This window comes from Burkholderia sp. Bp8986, assembly GCF_003854225.1.
Taxonomy (GTDB): domain Bacteria; phylum Pseudomonadota; class Gammaproteobacteria; order Burkholderiales; family Burkholderiaceae; genus Burkholderia.
Window position 1 is genome coordinate 28,388 of the sequence record NZ_QTQM01000027.1, and the last position, 17,365, is coordinate 45,752.

18 protein-coding genes are annotated in these 17,365 nt (G+C 70.0%); 11 read left to right on the plus strand and 7 right to left on the minus strand.

The genetic code is table 11. The annotated features are described in order from the left end of the window. Window positions 1-52: 52 nt before the first annotated feature. Complete coding sequence (locus DID99_RS22810) at window positions 53-229, minus strand: DUF3563 family protein (RefSeq protein ID WP_006753395.1); 177 nt, start codon at window positions 227-229, stop codon at window positions 53-55. Window positions 230-325: 96 nt separating this feature from the next. Then, complete coding sequence (locus DID99_RS22815) at window positions 326-1,420, minus strand: PHB depolymerase family esterase (protein WP_124486435.1); 1,095 nt, start codon at window positions 1,418-1,420, stop codon at window positions 326-328. Between the two features lie 248 nt (window positions 1,421-1,668). Here DID99_RS22815 and DID99_RS22820 point away from each other — a divergent pair, with 248 nt between their 5' ends. From DID99_RS22820 to DID99_RS22835, 4 genes are all read left to right on the plus strand, one after another. Further along, window positions 1,669-2,367: a phosphatase PAP2 family protein gene (locus DID99_RS22820; protein WP_124667575.1), complete on the plus strand. Its 699-nt coding sequence runs from the start codon at window positions 1,669-1,671 to the stop codon at window positions 2,365-2,367. A gap of 136 nt (window positions 2,368-2,503) precedes the next feature. Further along, window positions 2,504-3,301: a molybdate ABC transporter substrate-binding protein gene (modA, locus tag DID99_RS22825; protein ID WP_124667576.1), complete on the plus strand. Its 798-nt coding sequence runs from the start codon at window positions 2,504-2,506 to the stop codon at window positions 3,299-3,301. A gap of 10 nt (window positions 3,302-3,311) precedes the next feature. Further along, on the plus strand, window positions 3,312-3,989 hold the full coding sequence (gene modB, locus DID99_RS22830) for a molybdate ABC transporter permease subunit (protein WP_124486496.1): 678 nt from the start codon (window positions 3,312-3,314) through the stop codon (window positions 3,987-3,989). 106 nt (window positions 3,990-4,095) lie between these two features. Next, entirely contained in the window at window positions 4,096-4,797 is a 702-nt protein-coding gene (locus DID99_RS22835) for a sulfate/molybdate ABC transporter ATP-binding protein (protein WP_124486438.1), read from the plus strand. A gap of 182 nt (window positions 4,798-4,979) precedes the next feature. Here the strand turns inward: DID99_RS22835 and DID99_RS22840 are convergent, their stop codons facing one another. The 3 genes from DID99_RS22840 to DID99_RS22850 form a co-directional block, all read right to left on the minus strand. Then, complete coding sequence (locus tag DID99_RS22840; RefSeq protein WP_124486439.1) at window positions 4,980-5,825, minus strand: TOBE domain-containing protein; 846 nt, start codon at window positions 5,823-5,825, stop codon at window positions 4,980-4,982. Between the two features lie 48 nt (window positions 5,826-5,873). After that, a complete protein-coding gene (locus DID99_RS22845) occupies window positions 5,874-7,505 on the minus strand; it encodes a CHAD domain-containing protein (RefSeq protein ID WP_124667577.1) in 1,632 nt (543 codons plus the stop codon). Between the two features lie 139 nt (window positions 7,506-7,644). Further along, window positions 7,645-8,028, minus strand: coding sequence for a tautomerase family protein (locus tag DID99_RS22850; protein WP_124486441.1), 384 nt, complete (start codon window positions 8,026-8,028; stop codon window positions 7,645-7,647). Between the two features lie 109 nt (window positions 8,029-8,137). Here DID99_RS22850 and DID99_RS22855 point away from each other — a divergent pair, with 109 nt between their 5' ends. From DID99_RS22855 to DID99_RS22875, 5 genes are all read left to right on the plus strand, one after another. Then, entirely contained in the window at window positions 8,138-8,995 is an 858-nt protein-coding gene (locus DID99_RS22855) for a LysR family transcriptional regulator (RefSeq protein WP_124486442.1), read from the plus strand. A 41-nt stretch (window positions 8,996-9,036) separates the two neighbouring features. Beyond that, window positions 9,037-9,960 carry a DMT family transporter gene (locus DID99_RS22860; RefSeq protein ID WP_124646473.1) on the plus strand — a complete coding sequence of 308 codons (924 nt, stop codon included), beginning with the start codon at window positions 9,037-9,039 and terminating at the stop codon, window positions 9,958-9,960. A gap of 67 nt (window positions 9,961-10,027) precedes the next feature. Beyond that, window positions 10,028-10,807 carry a sensor histidine kinase KdpD gene (locus tag DID99_RS22865; RefSeq protein WP_124522648.1) on the plus strand — a complete coding sequence of 260 codons (780 nt, stop codon included), beginning with the start codon at window positions 10,028-10,030 and terminating at the stop codon, window positions 10,805-10,807. Between the two features lie 76 nt (window positions 10,808-10,883). Continuing rightward, a complete protein-coding gene (locus DID99_RS22870) occupies window positions 10,884-12,224 on the plus strand; it encodes a hemolysin family protein (RefSeq protein ID WP_124486445.1) in 1,341 nt (446 codons plus the stop codon). A 22-nt stretch (window positions 12,225-12,246) separates the two neighbouring features. Continuing rightward, window positions 12,247-12,831 (plus strand): thiamine phosphate synthase, encoded by a 585-nt coding sequence (locus DID99_RS22875; RefSeq protein ID WP_124646472.1) that lies wholly within the window; start codon window positions 12,247-12,249, stop codon window positions 12,829-12,831. 37 nt (window positions 12,832-12,868) lie between these two features. On the opposite strand, the gene DID99_RS22880 is transcribed toward DID99_RS22875, so the two are convergent. Continuing rightward, window positions 12,869-14,533 carry a DUF3459 domain-containing protein gene (locus DID99_RS22880; protein ID WP_124646471.1) on the minus strand — a complete coding sequence of 555 codons (1,665 nt, stop codon included), beginning with the start codon at window positions 14,531-14,533 and terminating at the stop codon, window positions 12,869-12,871. A gap of 301 nt (window positions 14,534-14,834) precedes the next feature. Here DID99_RS22880 and DID99_RS22885 point away from each other — a divergent pair, with 301 nt between their 5' ends. Then, window positions 14,835-15,545 (plus strand): class I SAM-dependent methyltransferase, encoded by a 711-nt coding sequence (locus DID99_RS22885; RefSeq protein ID WP_124646470.1) that lies wholly within the window; start codon window positions 14,835-14,837, stop codon window positions 15,543-15,545. 254 nt (window positions 15,546-15,799) lie between these two features. Here DID99_RS22885 and DID99_RS22890 read toward each other — a convergent pair whose 3' ends face one another. Next, window positions 15,800-16,453, minus strand: a complete 654-nt coding sequence (locus tag DID99_RS22890; RefSeq protein ID WP_124486449.1) for a DUF1345 domain-containing protein — start codon at window positions 16,451-16,453, stop codon at window positions 15,800-15,802. 136 nt (window positions 16,454-16,589) lie between these two features. On the opposite strand from DID99_RS22890, the gene DID99_RS22895 reads away from it, so the two are divergent. Then, window positions 16,590-17,315, plus strand: a complete 726-nt coding sequence (locus DID99_RS22895) for a metallophosphoesterase (protein WP_124667578.1) — start codon at window positions 16,590-16,592, stop codon at window positions 17,313-17,315. Window positions 17,316-17,365 lie beyond the last annotated feature (50 nt).

Below are 17,365 nucleotides of genomic sequence, written 5' to 3' on the forward strand. Positions count from 1 at the left end.
CCTTTTGCGTGATTCGCCGGACCGGCTGACATGCCGGCCCGCGCTGCGCTGCTTAACGCGAGCCGAACGAGAACGGACGGTTCATCGCCGCTTCGCGATCGATCTTGCGCATGCGGAATTCGAGATCGTAGATGTCGGTTGCTTCGGAAAGGTACGCGTCGGCGCGCTCTTTCGCGGCCTTTTCAGCGTTCTTGGTCAGCATCAGGAAGAGGTGGCTCAGCAGGTACATGGTCGATCTCGCAATCCAAAGGTTCTTTGACTAGGGTTTTCCCGAATTATAGGGAAAACCCTAGCATTTGGCCAGCGTCGATCGGAAGGTGCGTCGTCAGGTCGCCACAGTGCGGCGATTCTCTTCGAAAAAGGTCCAGATCATTGCGCTCGCATCGGGGCCTACCGCCGCGTGGAACGGCACCGCCTCGTCGCCGCCCGACCATGCATGATCGAGCCCTTTCACGTGACAGAGCCGCACGATCGACTCGCCGTCGCGACGCACGTCGGTGATCTGCGCGCCCGCCTCGCGCGTCTCCACCCGCTCGCCGCCGCGCAGTGCGCCGCGGCTGTCCGCGAGCCCGTTCAGGCGCATGAACTGCACCGTCAGCTGGTCCGCATTCTTCGGCGCGACGACATGGTCGCCGTCGCCCTGCACGATCAGCACGGGCATGCCCGGATAGGCCCCGGTGTCGACCAGCGTGTCGACCACCGCAGCCGGGTTCTGCCGCAAGCCGCGCCGCATCACGTCCATCGCGCTGATCCCGGAATTCGCCTCGCCGAGCGCGGGGCCCGAATGCAGCGCGACCGCCGCGAAGCGGTCCGGGTGATGCAGCGCGAGCAGCGCCGCCAGGCCCGCACCGGCAGACAGCCCGGCGACGTAGACGCGCGATGCATCGAAGCCGTGCTCGTCGACGAGCGCATCGACGAGCGACGCGACCGCATCCGCCTCGCCGCGGCCCGCGCGGTCGGTGTCTTCATACCAGTGCCAGCAGCCGTGCGCATGCGCACGCAGCGACTGCTCCGGATACAGCACCGCGAAACCGTACTTGTCGGCCAGCAGGTTCATCCGGGTGCCCTGCGCGAACTCGTCGACCGATTGCTGGCAGCCGTGCAGCATCACGACCAGCGGTATCGCGCCGCGCCGGCGGCCAGGCGGGACGTACAGGCCATAGGCGAGCTGCTGGACCAGGCGGCCGAGCGCGGGCGCCATCGGATGCTCGCCGCGCGTCCACTCGCCAGCCGCCCAGGCGGCCGCGCGCGGCCGCACGCGCGACTCACGTGGCGGGGACAGATCGGTTGCGGCGGGCGATGCGGCGGCCTCGAGCGTATCGCGCGCGATCCGCTGGGCCTCGCGCGCCGCGCGTTTGGCGGCCGGAGACAGCATTCGTTTCATGCCGCCTAGCCATACCTTCGTCAGACTTTTGGTCATCAATCGGGCTCGCAGTCAGGAAAAATAGGGATACGACACGGGGTGCATCATTCGACTTTGTGCAATGCACCATAACATTGTTTCTGGGATTTTTCCTGCGCGCGGAGAGTTCCCCTCGGCGCAAAAAACGGGCCTCGAACACACGCGGCGCTATACTGGGGTTTGGCCGCTTGTATCCGTTGTAGTCGTTCTTCCCGGCTCGCGCGTTGATTTAAGCATTCGTCCCGCCCCTGCTCGTTCCCCTCCCGATGTTCGACCTGCCCTCTCACCTGTGGATCACGATCACCGCGTTCGGTGGCGCCGGCCTGACCTTGCCGCTCGCGATCACGATCGCCGTATGGCTCGCGCTCGGCTACTCGTGGCAGCGCGCGGCCGCGTGGCTCGGCGTGCTCGCGGCCGCGATCGGGGTCGTCGCGCTCACGAAGATCGCCTTCCTCGGCTGGGGAATCGGCATCCGCGCGTGGGATTTCACGGGATTCAGCGGCCACGCGATGCTGTCGACGTCGGTCTATCCCGTCGCGATCTTCCTCGCGCTGATCCGCACGCGCACGCCGGTGCGGATCGCCGGCATCGCGCTCGGGCTCGCGGCCGGCATCGCGGTCGGCGTGTCGCGCGTCGCGCTCGACGCGCATTCGCCGTCCGAATCGATCACCGGCTGCATCGTCGGCGCGATCACCGCGCTGGCGTTCATCGCCGGCTCGTGGCACGCGGTACCGCACCGCTGGTCGGTGGCGGCGGTCGTCGCGAGCCTCGCGCTCGTCACCGTCGCACTGCACGGCATCACGGTGCCGTCGCACCGCTGGGTCACCAAGGTCGCGCTTGAGCTGTCGGGGCACGAGCGGACGTTCGTCCGCGCCCGCTGGAAAGCGAATCCGAACTACCGGCCGGCATCGCAGCCGTCGTCGCTGCAGCGCACCGATTCGTCGCAGCCGCTGCTGCACGCGTGACGGGCCGCACGCACGTCATCCGGTCGCCGTTCAAGTCTGAAGATCCTCATGCGCGCCATTGCATGAACGGTATGTCGAGCGTTATAACCCGCCCTATATTACGATTACGGTTTCCAACCATTCAAACGCCCCGACCATGCGCTCGACCGTCCGCCCGCTTCGCCGCACCCTGCTCCGCCTGCTGCCGCTCGCCGCGCTTGCCGCGGGCATCGCTTTCAGCGCGCCGGCTTGCGCTGCCGACGAGCTGGTCGTGTCGGCGGCCGCGAGCCTGACGAACGCGTTCAAGGCCGTCGGCGATGCGTTCCAGAAGCAACATCGGGACACCAAGGTGCTGTTCAACTTCGGCGCGTCGGACGTGTTGATGCAGCAGATCGCCAAGGGCGCACCGGCCGACGTGTTCGCCTCGGCGGACCAGAAGGCGATGGATCGCGCGGTCAGCGAAAAGGTCATCGTGCCGGGCACGCGCCGCGATTTCGCGGCGAACTCGCTCGTGCTGATCGTGCCGGCGGACAGCCGTGCGGCCGCGCCGACGTCGCTGAACGACCTGGCAGCGCCCGGCGTGAAGCGCATCGCGTACGGCGACCCGGCGTCGGTGCCGGTCGGCCGCTACACCGAAGGCGCGCTGCGCGCGGCAGGCGTGTGGGACGCCGTCAGCGCGAAGGGCGTACTGGCCGCCAACGTGCGCCAGAGCCTCGATTACGTCGCGCGCGGCGAAGTCGACGCGGGCTTCGTGTTCGGCACCGACGCGGCGATCATGCCGGGCCGCGTGAAGGTCGCGCTGACCGTGCCGACGCAGACGGCCATCACCTATCCGATCGCGGTGGTCAAGGACAGCCGCCATGCCGCGCAGGCGCAGTCGTTCATCGACTTCGTCGCGTCGCCGCAGGGCCAGGCCGTGCTGGCGACCTTCGGTTTCAAGCCCGCGGGCAAGTGAGCGCAGCATGATGCAGGACGCCTGGGTACCGCTGCTGTTGTCGCTGAAGGTCGCCGGCTGGGCGACCGCGCTCGACATCGTGCTCGGCGTCGCCGCCGCCTTCGTGCTCGCGCGCTGGCGCTCGCCGCTGCGCGACGTGGTCGATTCGCTGCTGACGCTGCCGCTCGTGTTGCCGCCGACGGTGCTCGGCTATTACCTGCTCGTGCTGCTCGGCCGGCACGGCGTGTTCGGCGCGTGGCTCGACACGCTCGGCATCGAACTCGTCTTCACGTGGCAGGGCGCGGTGATCGCGTCGATGGTCGTCGCGTTTCCGCTGATCCTGAAATCGGCGCGCACCGCGTTCGAAAGCGTCGATCCGCATCTCGAGCGCGCGGCACGCACGCTCGGGCTCGGCGAAGCCGCGGTGTTCTTCCGCGTGACGCTGCCGCTCGCCACGCGCGGCATCCTGGCCGGCGCGCTGCTTGCCTTCGCGCGCGCGCTCGGCGAATTCGGCGCGACGCTGATGATCGCGGGCAACCTGCCCGGTCGCACGCAGACGCTGTCGGTCGCGATCTATGCGGCGGTGCAGGCCGGCGACGACAGCACGGCCAACTTCCTCGTGCTGGTGACGTCGATCACCTGCGTGCTCGTGCTGCTCGCGACCGGCTGGCTCGTGCCGTCGCGTGCCGGACGGAGCCAGCCGACATGACGCGCCGGCCGCATCCGCACCGCTGCGCCGCACCGGTCGCGGCAACACGCCGTCCCGTCGGGCGGGCGGTTTCGCGCACGCACGGCGCGGCACGACGGAGGCCCGCATGAGCGTCGCCGTCGATATCCGCAAGACCTACGCGAACGCCGAGCGCCGCTTCACGCTCGATGTGTCGTTTACGGCCGGCACGCAGCGCGTCGTGCTGTTCGGGCCGTCCGGCGCCGGCAAGAGCATGACGCTGCAGGCGATCGCCGGCTTGCTGTCACCCGACGAAGGCACGATCACGCTGAACGGCGAAACGCTGTTCGATTCCGCGCGCGGCATCGACGTGCCGACCCGTGCACGCCGCGTCGCGTATCTGTTCCAGGACTATGCGCTGTTTCCGCACCTGAACGTGCGCCAGAACATCGCGTTCGGGCTCACGCCGGGCCTGCGCAACCCGCGTGCGAAGGCGGTGCCGCCCGAAGTCGCGTACTGGCTGCAGGCGTTCGAGCTCGACACGCTCGCCGGGCAATTCCCGTCGCAGTTGTCGGGCGGGCAGAAACAGCGCGTCGCGCTTGCCCGCGCGCTGGTCGCGCAGCCGCACATCCTGCTGCTCGACGAGCCGTTCGCGGCGCTCGACGGCGCGCTGCGCCAGCGCATGCGCCACGAGCTCGCCGAACTGCAGGCGCGGCTCGATATTCCGATGGTGCTCATCTCGCACGACCCCGACGACGTCGCCGCGTTCGGCGACCAGGTCGTGCAATTGAGCGAAGGACGCGTGCAGGCCGCAACGCCGCACGCCGAGTGGCCGACGCGCGTCACGTGATCGCGCGAAGGCGGTGGCCCACGCGGCCACGTTTGAGCCTGAGAGAAGCCGCACGGGCGGCAGAAGCTGGAACGAGCTGAAAACGGGATCGAAGCCGGCGCCTCGTGCATGTCGGGCGGCGCCGGTTTCGCCGCGTCCGCCCACGGTCATCGACAGGGACGGCGCGCGCCGCCGTCGTGCGATCAGCCCGTCACCGCGAGAATCACGCTCGATGCCTTGAACAGCGCGATCGCCCGCCGGCCGGCGTCGAGTTGCAACGCGCCGACACTGTCGTTCGTGACCACGGCCGTGAGCGTCCCGCCACCGTCGAGCGCCAGCGTCACCTCGCTGTTCACCGCGCCCGCCGTGACCGTTTCGACCGTCCCGTGCAACTGGTTGCGTGCGGACACCTTCAAGGTCGCGTCGGCTCCGCCGTCGTCGTCGACCGCCAGCACGACCCACGACGCCTTCACGAGCGCGCACGCATCCGCGCCCGGCTGCAGGCCGAGCGCGTCGGCGCTTTCGTGCGTCAGCACCGCGACGATCGCCTGCCCGCCCGGCAGCACGAGCGTCACCTCGTCGTTCACCGTGCCGCGCACGATCGACTCGACCTTGCCGAACCACTGGTTGCGCGCGCTCGTCTTCATCCCGATCCGGCCGATCAGCGCCCAGTCGACGTCGAAGCCGGACACCGCCGCGCTCGCGGCGTCGATGAAGCGGCGATGCTCGCGCTCGATCGTGCGGAACGCGGCGATCAGCGACGTCGCGCGCGGCGTCAGCGTCGTGCCGCCGCCGCCCTTGCCGCCCGTCGAGCGCGTCACGAGCGGCTCGCCGGCCAGGTTGTTCATCGTATCGATCGCCTCCCACGCGGCCTTGTAGCTGAGCCCGACGGCCTTTGCCGCGCGCGTGATCGACCCGGTGTCGCCGATCGCCGCGAGCAGCGCGATGCGGGTGGCGCCGCCGAGCGTCTGCTCGCCCGCGCGCAGCCACAGTTCGCCGCCCAGTTCGAGCGGCCCGGCGGAAGAGGAAGGAGGCGATGCGTCGCTCATCGGTCTGTCGGAGGAAAACGGGTGGCCATTATAGTGAGCGCGCGCCGCTCAACGCGGCTTGCCGTCGAGCTTCGGCGGGCGCAGGCTCGCGAGCAGCGCCTCGGCGTCGCGCGCGGCGCGTTGCTCGAGCGCCGCACCGTAGCCGCGCACGAAACCGAGCTGGTACGCGGGCGCCGCCAGTTGCTCGAGATGATGCAGCGCGACGATCGTGTCGTTCGCCTCGCCGAGCACGCTCTGCACGCGCGCGAGCGTCTTGACCGTTTCGTTGCGCGTGCGGCGCGAGGCCAGCGACGCGAAGAACTCGAGCGCGTAGCGCAGCCGCTTCGCGTCGATCCGCACCTGGTGCCGCGCGGCCGTGTCGAGCGACGTGAGCGACGGCGATGCATACAGGTGACCGAACAGCCGCCGCACGCGCTTGGTCGCGTGGCGCCGCAGCGACGGCGTGTCGTCGTCGCCGGCGGCCGGCGGCAGCGCGAGCGTGCTCAGCCATTCGAGCCAGCCGAGCGTCAGGCGTGCATAGCGCGCCGAATGCAACGCCTGGCGCAATTCGACGCGTGCCGCCGTCGCCTGGACGCGTGCGGCGTCGAGCGTGCCGTCCCAGTCGGCGCTGCCGCCGTCGGCCGCGATCAGCGCGGGCAGGCTTTCGGTCGAGAACACGTCCCAGTCGCGCACCGTGCCGAGCAGCGACGCGACCCAGCGCAAGTCGGCGCCGAACGTGTCCTTCCATTGCTCGTCCGCGAAGCGTGGAAAGAAGCGCATCAGCGTGCGCAGCCGGCGCAGCGCGACGCGCATCTGGTGCACGAACTCGGGATCGTCGCGATCGAGCACACCGCCCTCGTTGCCGAGCCATTGCGCGGCAATGTCGCCGGACAGCGCGAACAGCGCGGCCCGCTGCGTGCGGATGCCGGTCAGGTCGACGAGTTGCGCCTTGACCGGCCGGGCGACGGCGGGCTCGCCCGCGCACGCGCGATCGATCACGCTGGTGAGCTGCACGAACGCGGGCCATGCGCCGCTGAGCTCGCGCGCGGCGGCGAACAGCGCGCGCAGCGCGGCCGTGCGCGCGGCGACGGTTTCCCAGTCGGGCGCCGCGAGGCGCAGCTCGACCTGGCGGCGCGGTGGTTCGGTGCCACGGTGCAGAATGATGTCGTCGAGCGTCATCTCGACCACCACGCCGCTGTCGTCCGCCCAGCGCCCGCGCCGCCGCTCGCTGACGAGCCGCAACGGCGCCGGCCCGGACGATGCGGTGAGCGCCGCTTCGGCAACGGCGTCGGGCGTCACGCGGTCGCCCTCGCCGGTCGCCTGCGGCGCATCCGCATCGGCGATCGGCGCCGATGCGGGCGTGGCCACCGCGATGCCCGCGTGTTCGGCATCGAACAGTTCGCGCTCCACGACGCCGGGCGCGAATGCCTTCGTGCGCGACGCGACGACCCGCCGCCCGTGCGCGTTCGACTCGATCCACGTCCACCAGCACTCGCCGGGGCTCGGCTCGGCTTCCTCGACCTGGCATGGCTCGATCGTCACGCGTTCCTGGCCGCGCCGCATCCGCACCTGCGGACAGATCCGCCACGCACGGACGAGTTCGGCGCCGAAGTCGCGCTGCTCACCACGGGCCCGGCTTCCCGCCCTGACCGGCCAACCTTCCAGCGACAGGCACAACACGATTTCCAGCACACGCGACATGGAGGCTCCTGCACATGAAGAATCGCCGGCACGTCCTCCGTGCCGGCGTCGTCCGTGAAGCAGCTTCCATAGTACACGCGGCCAACATGCGCTGGCGACGATCTGGCCCTGTCGCCCCTGTCACGCATCAAACGACGTATCAGACGGCGTATTGCGCGATGCCGTTGCCGAACGACCAGTCCTCCTTCAGCACTTCGACGAGACTGATGAAGACGTCCTGCGGCCGCACGCCGGGCTGCCGCGCGAGATTCTCGGCGATGGTCCGGTACAGCGCCTGTTTCTGCTCGAGCGTACGCGTGTTGTTCGCCGTGATCTGGACCATCACCAGATCGTCGCTGCGTTCGATGTCGAGGTAGTGGCGGCCGAAGAAGAAGTTCTCGGCCGAATGCTCGGTCACGACCATGAAGATGTCGTCTTCGGGCACGTTGAACGTGTGCATCAGCGCGCGGTGCACGCCGTCGACGAGCGCCGCACGGTAGGCGGCCGGTTTGCCTTCGCGCACTGCGATACGGGTGAATGGCATGGTGCTGCTCCTTTCGGTGACGTTGAGAATCGGAAACGCAAGGTCAGGTTAGGCGCGCAGAACTATAATGAACAGTCATCATCCGATATTTCATTCATTTACATTTGCAATGAAAGTCCTCGACCTCGATGCTGTGCGCGCATTCGTGCTGGTCGCCGATCTCGCGAGTTTCACGCGCGCCGCCGACGCGCTCGGCACCACGCAATCGGCCGTCAGCCTGAAGCTGAAGCGGCTCGAAGCGCACCTCGGCAAGCCGCTGCTCGCACGCACGCCGCGCGTCGTCAAGCTGGCGGCGGACGGCGAGAACTTCCTGCCGGCCGCCCGCGCGCTGCTCGACGCGCACGACCAGGCGCTCGGCGCGATTTCGGCCGGCACGCACCGCCTGTCGCTCGGTGTCAGCGAGCACGTCGCGGTGCCCGACCTGCCGGCCGTACTGACGAGCCTGCACCGGCAGGATCCCGGGCTGTCGCTGGAGATGCACCTGGGCATGTCGGCGAGCCTGCTCGCGCAATACGACGAACGGCGGCTCGACGCGGCGATCGTGCGACACGAACCGGGCGAGGATCCGCCGCGCGACGACGGCACGCTGCTGTTCACCGAACCGCTCGCATGGCTCGCTGCGCCCGACTGGGCGCCGCGCGCGGGCGAGCCGCTGCCGCTCGCGGTGCTGGCCGGGCCGTGCGGCGTGCGGGCCGCCGCGCTGCGTGCGCTCGAGCATGCGGGGCGGCCGTGGCGCGAGCGCTTTACGGGCGGCGGCGTCGCGGCGGTCACGGCCGCCGCCGCGGCCGGGCTCGCGGTCTGCCCGCTGGCCCGGCGGGTCGCGCCGCGCACGCTGGTCGACGTTGGCACGAAATTCGGCCTGCCGCCGCTGCCGCATTCGCAGGTCGTGCTGTATTCACGCGTGCGCGACGCCCGCGCGGCGGCCGCACTTCGCAGGTTTTCCGACAGCCTTGCAATCTCGGCGTAAACTACGCGGTTCCGCTGCCCGCAATCCCCTGACGAATTCCGATGAAACCCGACGCCCGCAAGCACCTCCGTGCCAACCTGCTGATGCTCGCCGCCGCCGCGATCTGGGGCTCGGCGTTCGTCGCGCAACGACTGAGCCTCGACGTGATCGGGCCGTTCCTGTTCACGGGGCTGCGCTTCCTGCTCGGCGCGCTGGTGCTGCTCCCGCTGCTGATGGTCAACGCGGGCTCGCGCGCGCAGTTCGCGGCGATTCGCCGCGAGCCGGCCCTGCTCTCGCCGGGCCTCGCGCTCGGCGTGCTGCTCGCCGTATCGATCTCGCTGCAGCAGGTCGGCCTGCAGTACACGCGGGTCGCGAACGCAGGCTTCATCAGCTCGCTGTACGTCGTGATCGTGCCGCTGATGGGCGTGTTCGTCCGCCACCGGATCGGCGCCGGCACGTGGTTCGGCGCGCTGCTCGCGGCGATCGGCCTGTACTTCCTCAGCATCGACGAGCATTTCTCGGTGCTCTACGGCGACTGGTTCCAGCTCGCGGGCGCCGTGGTCATCGCCGCGCACGTGATGACCGTCGGCCATTTCGCGAAGCGGCACGATCCGCTCGTGCTCGCGTTCCTGCAATTCGTCGCGTGCGGCGTGCTGTGCCTCGCGGCCGGCCTCGCGATCGAGCCGGTCAACCTCGCGATGCTGAAGCGCGCGCTGCCGACGCTGCTGTACGGCGGGCTGCTGTCGGTCGGCATCGGCTATACGCTGCAGGTCGTCGCGCAGCGCGATGCGGCGCCGGCGCACGCGGCCGTGATCTTCAGCATGGAGGGAGTGTTCGCGGCCATCGCCGGCTGGGCCGCGCTCGGCGAGACGCTGACGCTGCGCGCGCTGGTCGGCTGCGCGCTGATGCTCGCCGGCCTGCTCGCCTGCCAGTTGCTGCCGAACGGCGACGCACGGAAAAAGGACGAGGACGCGCTGCCGGCGTGACACGCACGATCCCTATAATGGCGGTTCGCGTGCTTTTCATGCCAACCGCTTCCGACAGGCCAGCCCCGTGACGTCCAATCCCGTCGATCCCGCCGCCGACCTGCTGCGCGAACGCGCAGCGCACTATGCCGCCGAGGCCGCGCTGTTCCAGCGCGACCAGGCGCTGTCCATCGCTTCGCACGACCTGCGCAGCCCGCTGAACGCGATGCACAGCTGGGCGTACGTGCTCGAGCGCCAACTCGCCAGCGCCGACCCGAACCTGCAACGCGCGCTCGCGGGCATCCGCGCGGGGATCGACCAGCAGGTCGCGCTGATCGACGACGTGCTCGACGCACCGCGCGCGGCCACGCGCACCCTGGCGATCGCCGCACAGCCGTTCGCGCTGCGCCCGCTGCTCGACGACACGCTCGCACTGGTGCGCTGCGCACTCGCCGACGCACGACAGGTGAGCGTCGACGCGACGCTGCCCGACGGCGAGCCGTCGCTGACCGCCGACCGCGAGCGCATCGCGCAGGCGCTCTGGACGATGCTGACGACGGCCGTCGAAGCCAGCGCCGCCGGCAGCCGCGTGACGTTCACGTGCGCGCGTGACGGCGCGCAGTACGTCGCGCACGTCGCCTGCGACGTGAACGCCGCCGCCCTCGCCGATCCGGCGCTGCCGCATGCATTCGAACCGTTCGCGCGCCGCGAGATGCTGCACCCGCGCGACGCGAAGCGCGTCGCAGCGGCGCTCGCGCTGTGCCAGCGTGTCGCGCTCGCGCACGGCGGCTCCTTCACCCACGCTCCGTTCGCCGACGGCGCCGCCGTCACCCTGTCGCTCACCGTCCCCTGCGAGGCGCCGGTGTAAGCCATCGGCCGCCCGACACATTACATTTCCCTTTCCGGCCCTATACTGTTGGGCCTGTCATGACTGGAGCGATTCTTTGTTACAGATCTTCGCGCTCATCGGCGCGTTGTTCCTGGTGGCCCTCAACGGGTTTTTCGTCGCAGCCGAATTCGGCCTCGTCAAACTGCGCGCGACGCGCGTCAAGACACTTGCCCGCAAGCACGGCCTGCGCGGGCGCATCCTCGCGATCGTGCACGGCCGGCTCGACGCGTATCTGTCCGCCTGCCAGCTCGGCATCACGCTCGCGTCGCTCGGCCTCGGCTGGGTCGGCGAGCCGGCGTTCGCGGAACTGATCGGGCCGCTGCTCGACCTGATCGGCGTGCAGTCCGAGCGCATCGTGCACCTGATTTCGCTCGTGTTCGCGTTCTCGCTGATCTCGTTCCTGCACATCGTGGTCGGCGAGCTCGCACCGAAATCGATGGCGATCCGCCAGTCGGAGAAGGTCGGCCTGTGGGTCGCGCTGCCGCTCTACGCGTTCTACTGGGCGATGTATCCGGCGATCTGGGTGCTCAACACCAGCGCGAACGCGGTGCTGAAGCTCGCGGGCCTGTCGGCCGACCACGGCGGCGATGCGCACTACTCGACCGACGAGCTGAAGCTGATCCTGCGCAGCCGCCGCAGCGCGGGCAACGCGGCCCAGCCGGCGCGCGGCACGTACACCAACGACGAGTGGAACACGCTCGCGCACTCGCTCGATTTCTCGTCGATGACGGTGTCGGACCTGATGCGGCCAGCGCATGAAATGATCGGCCTGCGCCGCGACCTGCCGCTGCCCGACAACATGGAAATCGTCGCGCGACACCGCTTCAGCCGCTATCCGCTGTTCGAGGATGCGTCGCGCGAGCAGGTGAGCGGGCTGATCCACCTGAAGGACCTGCTGCTCGCGCGTCACGCCGGGGCGGCGCTCGAAGACCTGTCCGACTACGTGCGCCCGGTGCAGTACGTGAAGCCCGACACGCCGGCGCTGGAACTGTTCCGCCGCTTCCGCAAGGGCGCGCCGCACTTCGCGCTGGTCGGCAACAAGGGCGAGAAGCCGATCGGCTTCCTGACGCTCGACAACCTGCTCGGTGCGCTGGTCGGCCAGATCCACGACGAGTTCCGCCAGGGCGACGCGGACTGGAGCCGCCTCGACGACGGCACGCTGATGGGCAAAGGCAGCCTGCCCGTCGTGTCGCTCGAGCAGGCGCTCGGCATCGACATCGACGAAGGGCGTGCGGAATCGGTCGGCGGCCTGGTGATCCAGGCGCTCAGCGATCTGCCGACCGAAGGGCAGCGCGTGTCGTTCGATCGCTTCGACGTCGTCGTGAAGAAGATGAACGGTCCGCGCATCGTGCTGGTGCGCGTCTATCCGAAGATCGCGAAGGAGGCCGACGAATGACGGCCGCCGCGGGCCGCGCGCGATGACGCCGACGCTGCCGCGCTGCTGCGTGATCACGCCGGAGCCGGCATCCGCGTCGGCCGCCGATTGCCACGCATTCCTCGACACGCTGTCGGCCGTGCTCGCGCGCGGCGAGACGCTCGTGCAGCTGCGCGTGAAGTCGTTCGACGCGGCCGCGTTCGCGCGGCTGGCCGCCGATGCGCTCGCGCGCTGCGACGCGGCCGGCGCGCAACTGATGCTCAACGGGCCGATCGACGCGGCCGGCGTGATGCGGCTCGACGGCGCGGGCTGGCATCTCGACGGCGCCGCGCTGCGCGCCGTCGCGCAACGGCCGCTGCCGGCCGCTCGCCGCATGTCGGCCGCCTGCCATTCGGCCGACGATCTCGTGCTGGCCGCGCGCGCGGGCGTGGATTTCGTCACGCTGTCGCCCGTGCTGCCGACGCTCAGCCATCCCGGCGCGCCGACGCTCGGCTGGACGCAGTTCGCTGCGTTGGCCGCGCAGGCCGCGATGCCGGTCTATGCGCTCGGCGGCATGACGCGCGCGCATCTCGACGACGCGCGCCGCCACGGCGCGTACGGCGTCGCGGGCATTCGCGGTTTCTGGTAAGGGCGGCCGGGCGCGCCAGCGCCCGACCCTCCGGGCATCACGCGTGCGGAACAGGACGCATCGCGCGCCATGCGCGGTCGTCGATCCGACGCACGTCGTGCGTCAGCGCGTACTGGTTGACGTCGCCCGTCAGCCACGCGACGAGCGAATACGGCGGCAACTCCCCTTCGTCGACCCGGTCGCGTGCGCGTGCCGGCGTCTCGAACACGACCTGCCCCCCCGGCGCATCGAAAGGCACCGCGTCGGGCGACAGGTTCAACGCGATGGTCAGCGTCTCGTCGTCGGCGAGCCGCCATGACGCGAGCAGCGCGTCGGCATCGCCGTCACCGCTCGCCTTCAGCGCATGCGCGTCCTGCGGCCGGCAATCGGACAGCCGCGGCGCGATCAGCTTCGCGCGCACCGCGAGCGCCGACTGCACGAAATGCGCACGATCGACATCGCGCGCGGTTTCGTCGAAGATCAGCGGGATCTGCGGCGTGAGCAGCGACAACGCAAGCGCCGCGAGGCCCGCCGCCTGCTCGCTGTCGCGCTGTTCGCTGTCGCGTTGTTCGCTCTCGCGCCACGCGCCGTCGGACAGCACCAGCGACGTGAGCGCCAGCCCTTCGGCGCACGGGCCGTCGCCCGCCGTGGCCGGCTGGAACGCCGCGCCTGCCGCGGTCAGCGCGCGCGCGAGCGTGTGGATCGACTGGTGGGGCGAAATCCCTTCGTGCGCCGACGTGTCGCGCCCCGTCAGCCGGTGCAATGCGCGTTCTCCGCAACCGTTCCACTGCGCATCGAAATGCGTATCGGCCAGGTGCACCGGATGACGCTCGCTGCCGAGCACGAGGTGGATCATCCGGTCGGCCGGCACGGCCGCGCGCACGCGGTCGGCGATCTCGCGCAGCCACGACGTGCCGATCCGGTCGGCCTCGCGCAGCCGCAGGCCGTCGCAACGGTATTCGTCGATCCAGTACAGCGCGTTGTCGCAGAAGAAGTCGCAGACTTCCGGATGGTCGAGCGCAAGCGGCGCCGCCTGCAGCGGATCGTCGCGCGTATGGAAGAACGGCACCGCGTAATGGCGCAGCGCGTCGGTGCCGCTGCCGAAGCGCGCGTAATCGAGTTCCAGCAGCACCGCGAGACCGTAGCCGTGCGCGGCGTCGATCAATGCCTTCAGCGCGTCGGGGCCGCCCTCGGACGCGAGCGGCGCGAACGGCAGGCTGTCGTGCGGCGACGCGAGCAACTCCAGCGCGGTCACGCCGAGGCGCGCGAGCTGCGGCAACCGGCGGCGCACGCCGTCGAAGCCGCCCACCGCGTGCGGACGAATCGCGTACAGCGCGATGTCTTCCCACGGGCGGCCGCGCCAGAACGTGTTGCGCCATGTGAACGCGCGCGGATCGACGACCTCGCTCGGGCCGGTGAGCCCGTCCGGTTGCGAACGCGACGCGGGATCGGGAATCGACACGACATCGTCGAGCCGGTAACGGTAACGCGCGCCCGCACCGCATTCGACGAACACTTCGAACCAGTGCGGACCGGCCGCCATCATTGGGACGAGCGTCGGGCCGGAGCCGGTATCGAGTTCGAGCTGAACATGCGTGCTGCCCGGCGCCCACACGCGGAAATGCGTGCGCGGCGACGTGCCGAGCGCACCGCAGGGCTGCGCGCCGGACGGCAGGCAGTGTATGAAGTGCTGCGCATACGGATCGTGCGGACAATCTGACATGATGCGCTCCTCGTGCGTGCCGAGCGGCATGGCCGCGCGATTCGCGCGGCGCATCGGGCCCGGCATGCGACGGCCAGGCAGGGGGGAAGAAAAGTATGCGCCGCTTTCACGATCGCGACGCATCGAATCCTCACATTTTTAAATGCGAATCGACCCCGGCATCCATTGCGTCGCGATGCGCGCAGAATCGGGTAGTTCGCATACCGGAATGGCTGCTCGCCTTGTTGCGCCGCAGCCCCGCGCTTACGCTCGGTGCGATGCGCGTGAGCACCCCGCCCGCGCCCGAATTCGAGGAATCTCCATGTCGCTCCCCGCCAGCGCCGCGAAGTTCGATCCGGCACGCGCGCACGAATACGCCGAACAATCCCGCATCGCGCTCGCCGGCTACGACGCGTGCCACGAACTCGCCGCGTGCATGCTCGCGTCGGCGATCGGTGTACGCGATGCGCGGCTCCTCGTCGTGGGCGCAGGCGGCACGGGGCAGGAAATCTGCGTGCCCGCGGCGCTCGAACCGGGCTGGCAGTTCACGGCCGTCGATCCGTCCGCGCCGATGCTCGCGCTCGCGCGTGCCAACGTCGAAGCGGCGGGGTTCGCCGCCCGCACGCAATTCGTCGAGGCCGGCGTCGACGCACTGCCCGATGCGCCGGCGTTCGATGGCGCGACGCTGATCGGCGTGCTGCATCACGTCCCCGGCGATGCGGCGAAGGCCGCGCTGCTGGATGCGATCGCGCGCCGCCTGAAGCCCGGCGCACCGCTCGTGATCGCGGGCAACTATCGCCGCTATGCGGAGCACCCTCGCCTGCTCGACGCTTGGCAGCAGCGCTGGCGGATGAAGGGCGCGACGCCCGACGCCGTGCGTGCGCAGCTGGCGAAAATCCTGCAGGGCGCCGATCCGCCCGCTGCCGAGGAAGCCGTCTTCGCGTTGCTGCACGATGCGGGCTTCGATGCGCCGCTGCGCTTTTTCTCGAGCCTGTTCTGGGGCGCGTGGATCGCGGTACGGCGCGGCGCGTGACGGCGTAAGTCGGCGTAAGTCTGCGTGAGTCGGCGTAAGTCTGCGCGAGTCGGCGCGAGTCGGGGCCAGGCGGCGAGCCGCAGCGTCAGCGCGGCCACTATCCGGACAAGCTTTCCGCTCGAAGCCGCGATGGCGCGTGGCGACGGCGGCACGCATCCGCCGATCGCTCGCTGTCTCGATAGCGAGCCGCGCGCGGCCCGCCGACCGCCGCGCTTGAGCGCGGCGATCGGTACGAACGGCTCGAGTCATCCGCGTCAGCTCAGCAACCCTGCCGCGACGTTGATCGACAGCCCGAGCACGGCCATGTTGAAGTAGAACGACAGGATCGACTGCGCGAGCACCGCGCGGCGCGCGGAGCGATTCGCGAGCGACACGTCGGCCGTCTGCGACGCGACCGCGAGCGTAAAGGCGAAATACAGGAAATCCCAGTAGTCGGGCTCGGGGTTGCGGTCGGGAAACCGCAGCGCGCGATCGCTGCTCGGCGAGCCGTAATAGAGCCGCGCATAGTGCAGCGTGAAGATCGTCGGGATCAGGAACCATGCGCCGAACAGCGTCGCGCCCGTGACCGCATAGTGGCCGAGCCCGGCACGAAAGCCGACGTTCTTCGCGGTGGCGAGCTCGATCGCGATCGCGGCGACGCTCGCGACCGTCGCGATGCAGATGACCGTCAGCACGGTCGTCGCGTTCTCGTCCTCGCGGATCGCGATCTCGCGCACCTGGTGGTGATGTGCGGTGACCATGCGCCCCCACATCAGCACGAGATACAGCCAGACCGTGCAATCCCAGCCGATCAGCGCACGCGCGGTCGGTCTCAACTGCAACGGCAGCAGCAACGCGCACAGCACGCCCGCGGCGAAGGCGGCGACCATGCGCGGCCGGTTGCGTAATACCTGCGGATAAAGCGTCATCGTGTGATTCCGAAAGCGGATGGAAAGGGTTCGGCCCGCGTGCGAACGGCCCGCCGGGCAGCGCCGGCGGGTACCGCCCCGATTATCGCCATTCCTGCATGACGTTGCGACTGGCGTGAGCGCCTAAGATATCGGGATGACTCCCGTCCTCTGCCACCATCCCGCGAACGCGGCCGGCCGCGACTTCGTCGTCGGCGATCTGCACGGCTGCGTGGATGTGCTGCGCGCGCTGCTGCACGACATCGGCTTCGATCCGGCTCGCGACCGGCTGTTCTCGGTCGGCGATCTCGTCGACCGCGGCCCCGCGTCCGAAACCGCGCTCGAGCTGCTCGACCGCCCGTGGTGCCACGTGGTGCGCGGCAATCACGAAGAAGTGCTGAGCCTCGTCGCGCGCGGCAAGCTGTCGCACGATGCGTGGCGCGGGATCGGCGGCGACTGGGGCGCCGACCTCCCGCCGGAACGGCTGCACGCGCACGCGGCGCGCGTCGACGCGCTGCCGCTCGTACGCGTGATCGGCGACGGCCCCGCGCGCTTCAACGTGCTGCATGCGGAATTCCTCGGTCCGGACGCCGAACTCGACGCGGGCAGCTATTCGCCCGACGTGCGCGAGCGGCTGATCTGGGGGCGCGACCTGGTCCAGGGGCTCGTCGACCCGGCCCGGCAGGCCGGCCTGTCGCTGACCTGCACCGGCCACACGCCGGTGCATGCGCCGCAGCGTATCGGCGCGCAATGGTTCATCGACACCGGCGCGTTCGCACCGTCGGGACGCCTGACGATCGTCGAGCCGCGCACGGGCGACACGTGGTCGCTGACGCAGGCCGACGCGCGCGCGCGTCATGCGGGCGACCTGCCGCTGCCTTAGGCCCACGTTCACGCCGATAACGGGCCTGCGCAGGCCGCGGGCCGGCAACC

Coding starts and splice junctions, on each gene's coding strand:
- DID99_RS22810 (WP_006753395.1), bottom strand. CDS start 229: ATGTACCTGCTGAGCCACCTCTTCCTGATGCTGACCAAGAACGCTGAA.
- DID99_RS22815 (WP_124486435.1), bottom strand. CDS start 1,420: ATGACCAAAAGTCTGACGAAGGTATGGCTAGGCGGCATGAAACGAATG.
- DID99_RS22820 (WP_124667575.1), top strand. CDS start 1,669: ATGTTCGACCTGCCCTCTCACCTGTGGATCACGATCACCGCGTTCGGT.
- modA (WP_124667576.1), top strand. CDS start 2,504: ATGCGCTCGACCGTCCGCCCGCTTCGCCGCACCCTGCTCCGCCTGCTG.
- modB (WP_124486496.1), top strand. CDS start 3,312: ATGCAGGACGCCTGGGTACCGCTGCTGTTGTCGCTGAAGGTCGCCGGC.
- DID99_RS22835 (WP_124486438.1), top strand. CDS start 4,096: ATGAGCGTCGCCGTCGATATCCGCAAGACCTACGCGAACGCCGAGCGC.
- DID99_RS22840 (WP_124486439.1), bottom strand. CDS start 5,825: ATGAGCGACGCATCGCCTCCTTCCTCTTCCGCCGGGCCGCTCGAACTG.
- DID99_RS22845 (WP_124667577.1), bottom strand. CDS start 7,505: ATGTCGCGTGTGCTGGAAATCGTGTTGTGCCTGTCGCTGGAAGGTTGG.
- DID99_RS22850 (WP_124486441.1), bottom strand. CDS start 8,028: ATGCCATTCACCCGTATCGCAGTGCGCGAAGGCAAACCGGCCGCCTAC.
- DID99_RS22855 (WP_124486442.1), top strand. CDS start 8,138: ATGAAAGTCCTCGACCTCGATGCTGTGCGCGCATTCGTGCTGGTCGCC.
- DID99_RS22860 (WP_124646473.1), top strand. CDS start 9,037: ATGAAACCCGACGCCCGCAAGCACCTCCGTGCCAACCTGCTGATGCTC.
- DID99_RS22875 (WP_124646472.1), top strand. CDS start 12,247: ATGACGCCGACGCTGCCGCGCTGCTGCGTGATCACGCCGGAGCCGGCA.
- DID99_RS22880 (WP_124646471.1), bottom strand. CDS start 14,533: ATGTCAGATTGTCCGCACGATCCGTATGCGCAGCACTTCATACACTGC.
- DID99_RS22885 (WP_124646470.1), top strand. CDS start 14,835: ATGTCGCTCCCCGCCAGCGCCGCGAAGTTCGATCCGGCACGCGCGCAC.
- DID99_RS22890 (WP_124486449.1), bottom strand. CDS start 16,453: ATGACGCTTTATCCGCAGGTATTACGCAACCGGCCGCGCATGGTCGCC.
- DID99_RS22895 (WP_124667578.1), top strand. CDS start 16,590: ATGACTCCCGTCCTCTGCCACCATCCCGCGAACGCGGCCGGCCGCGAC.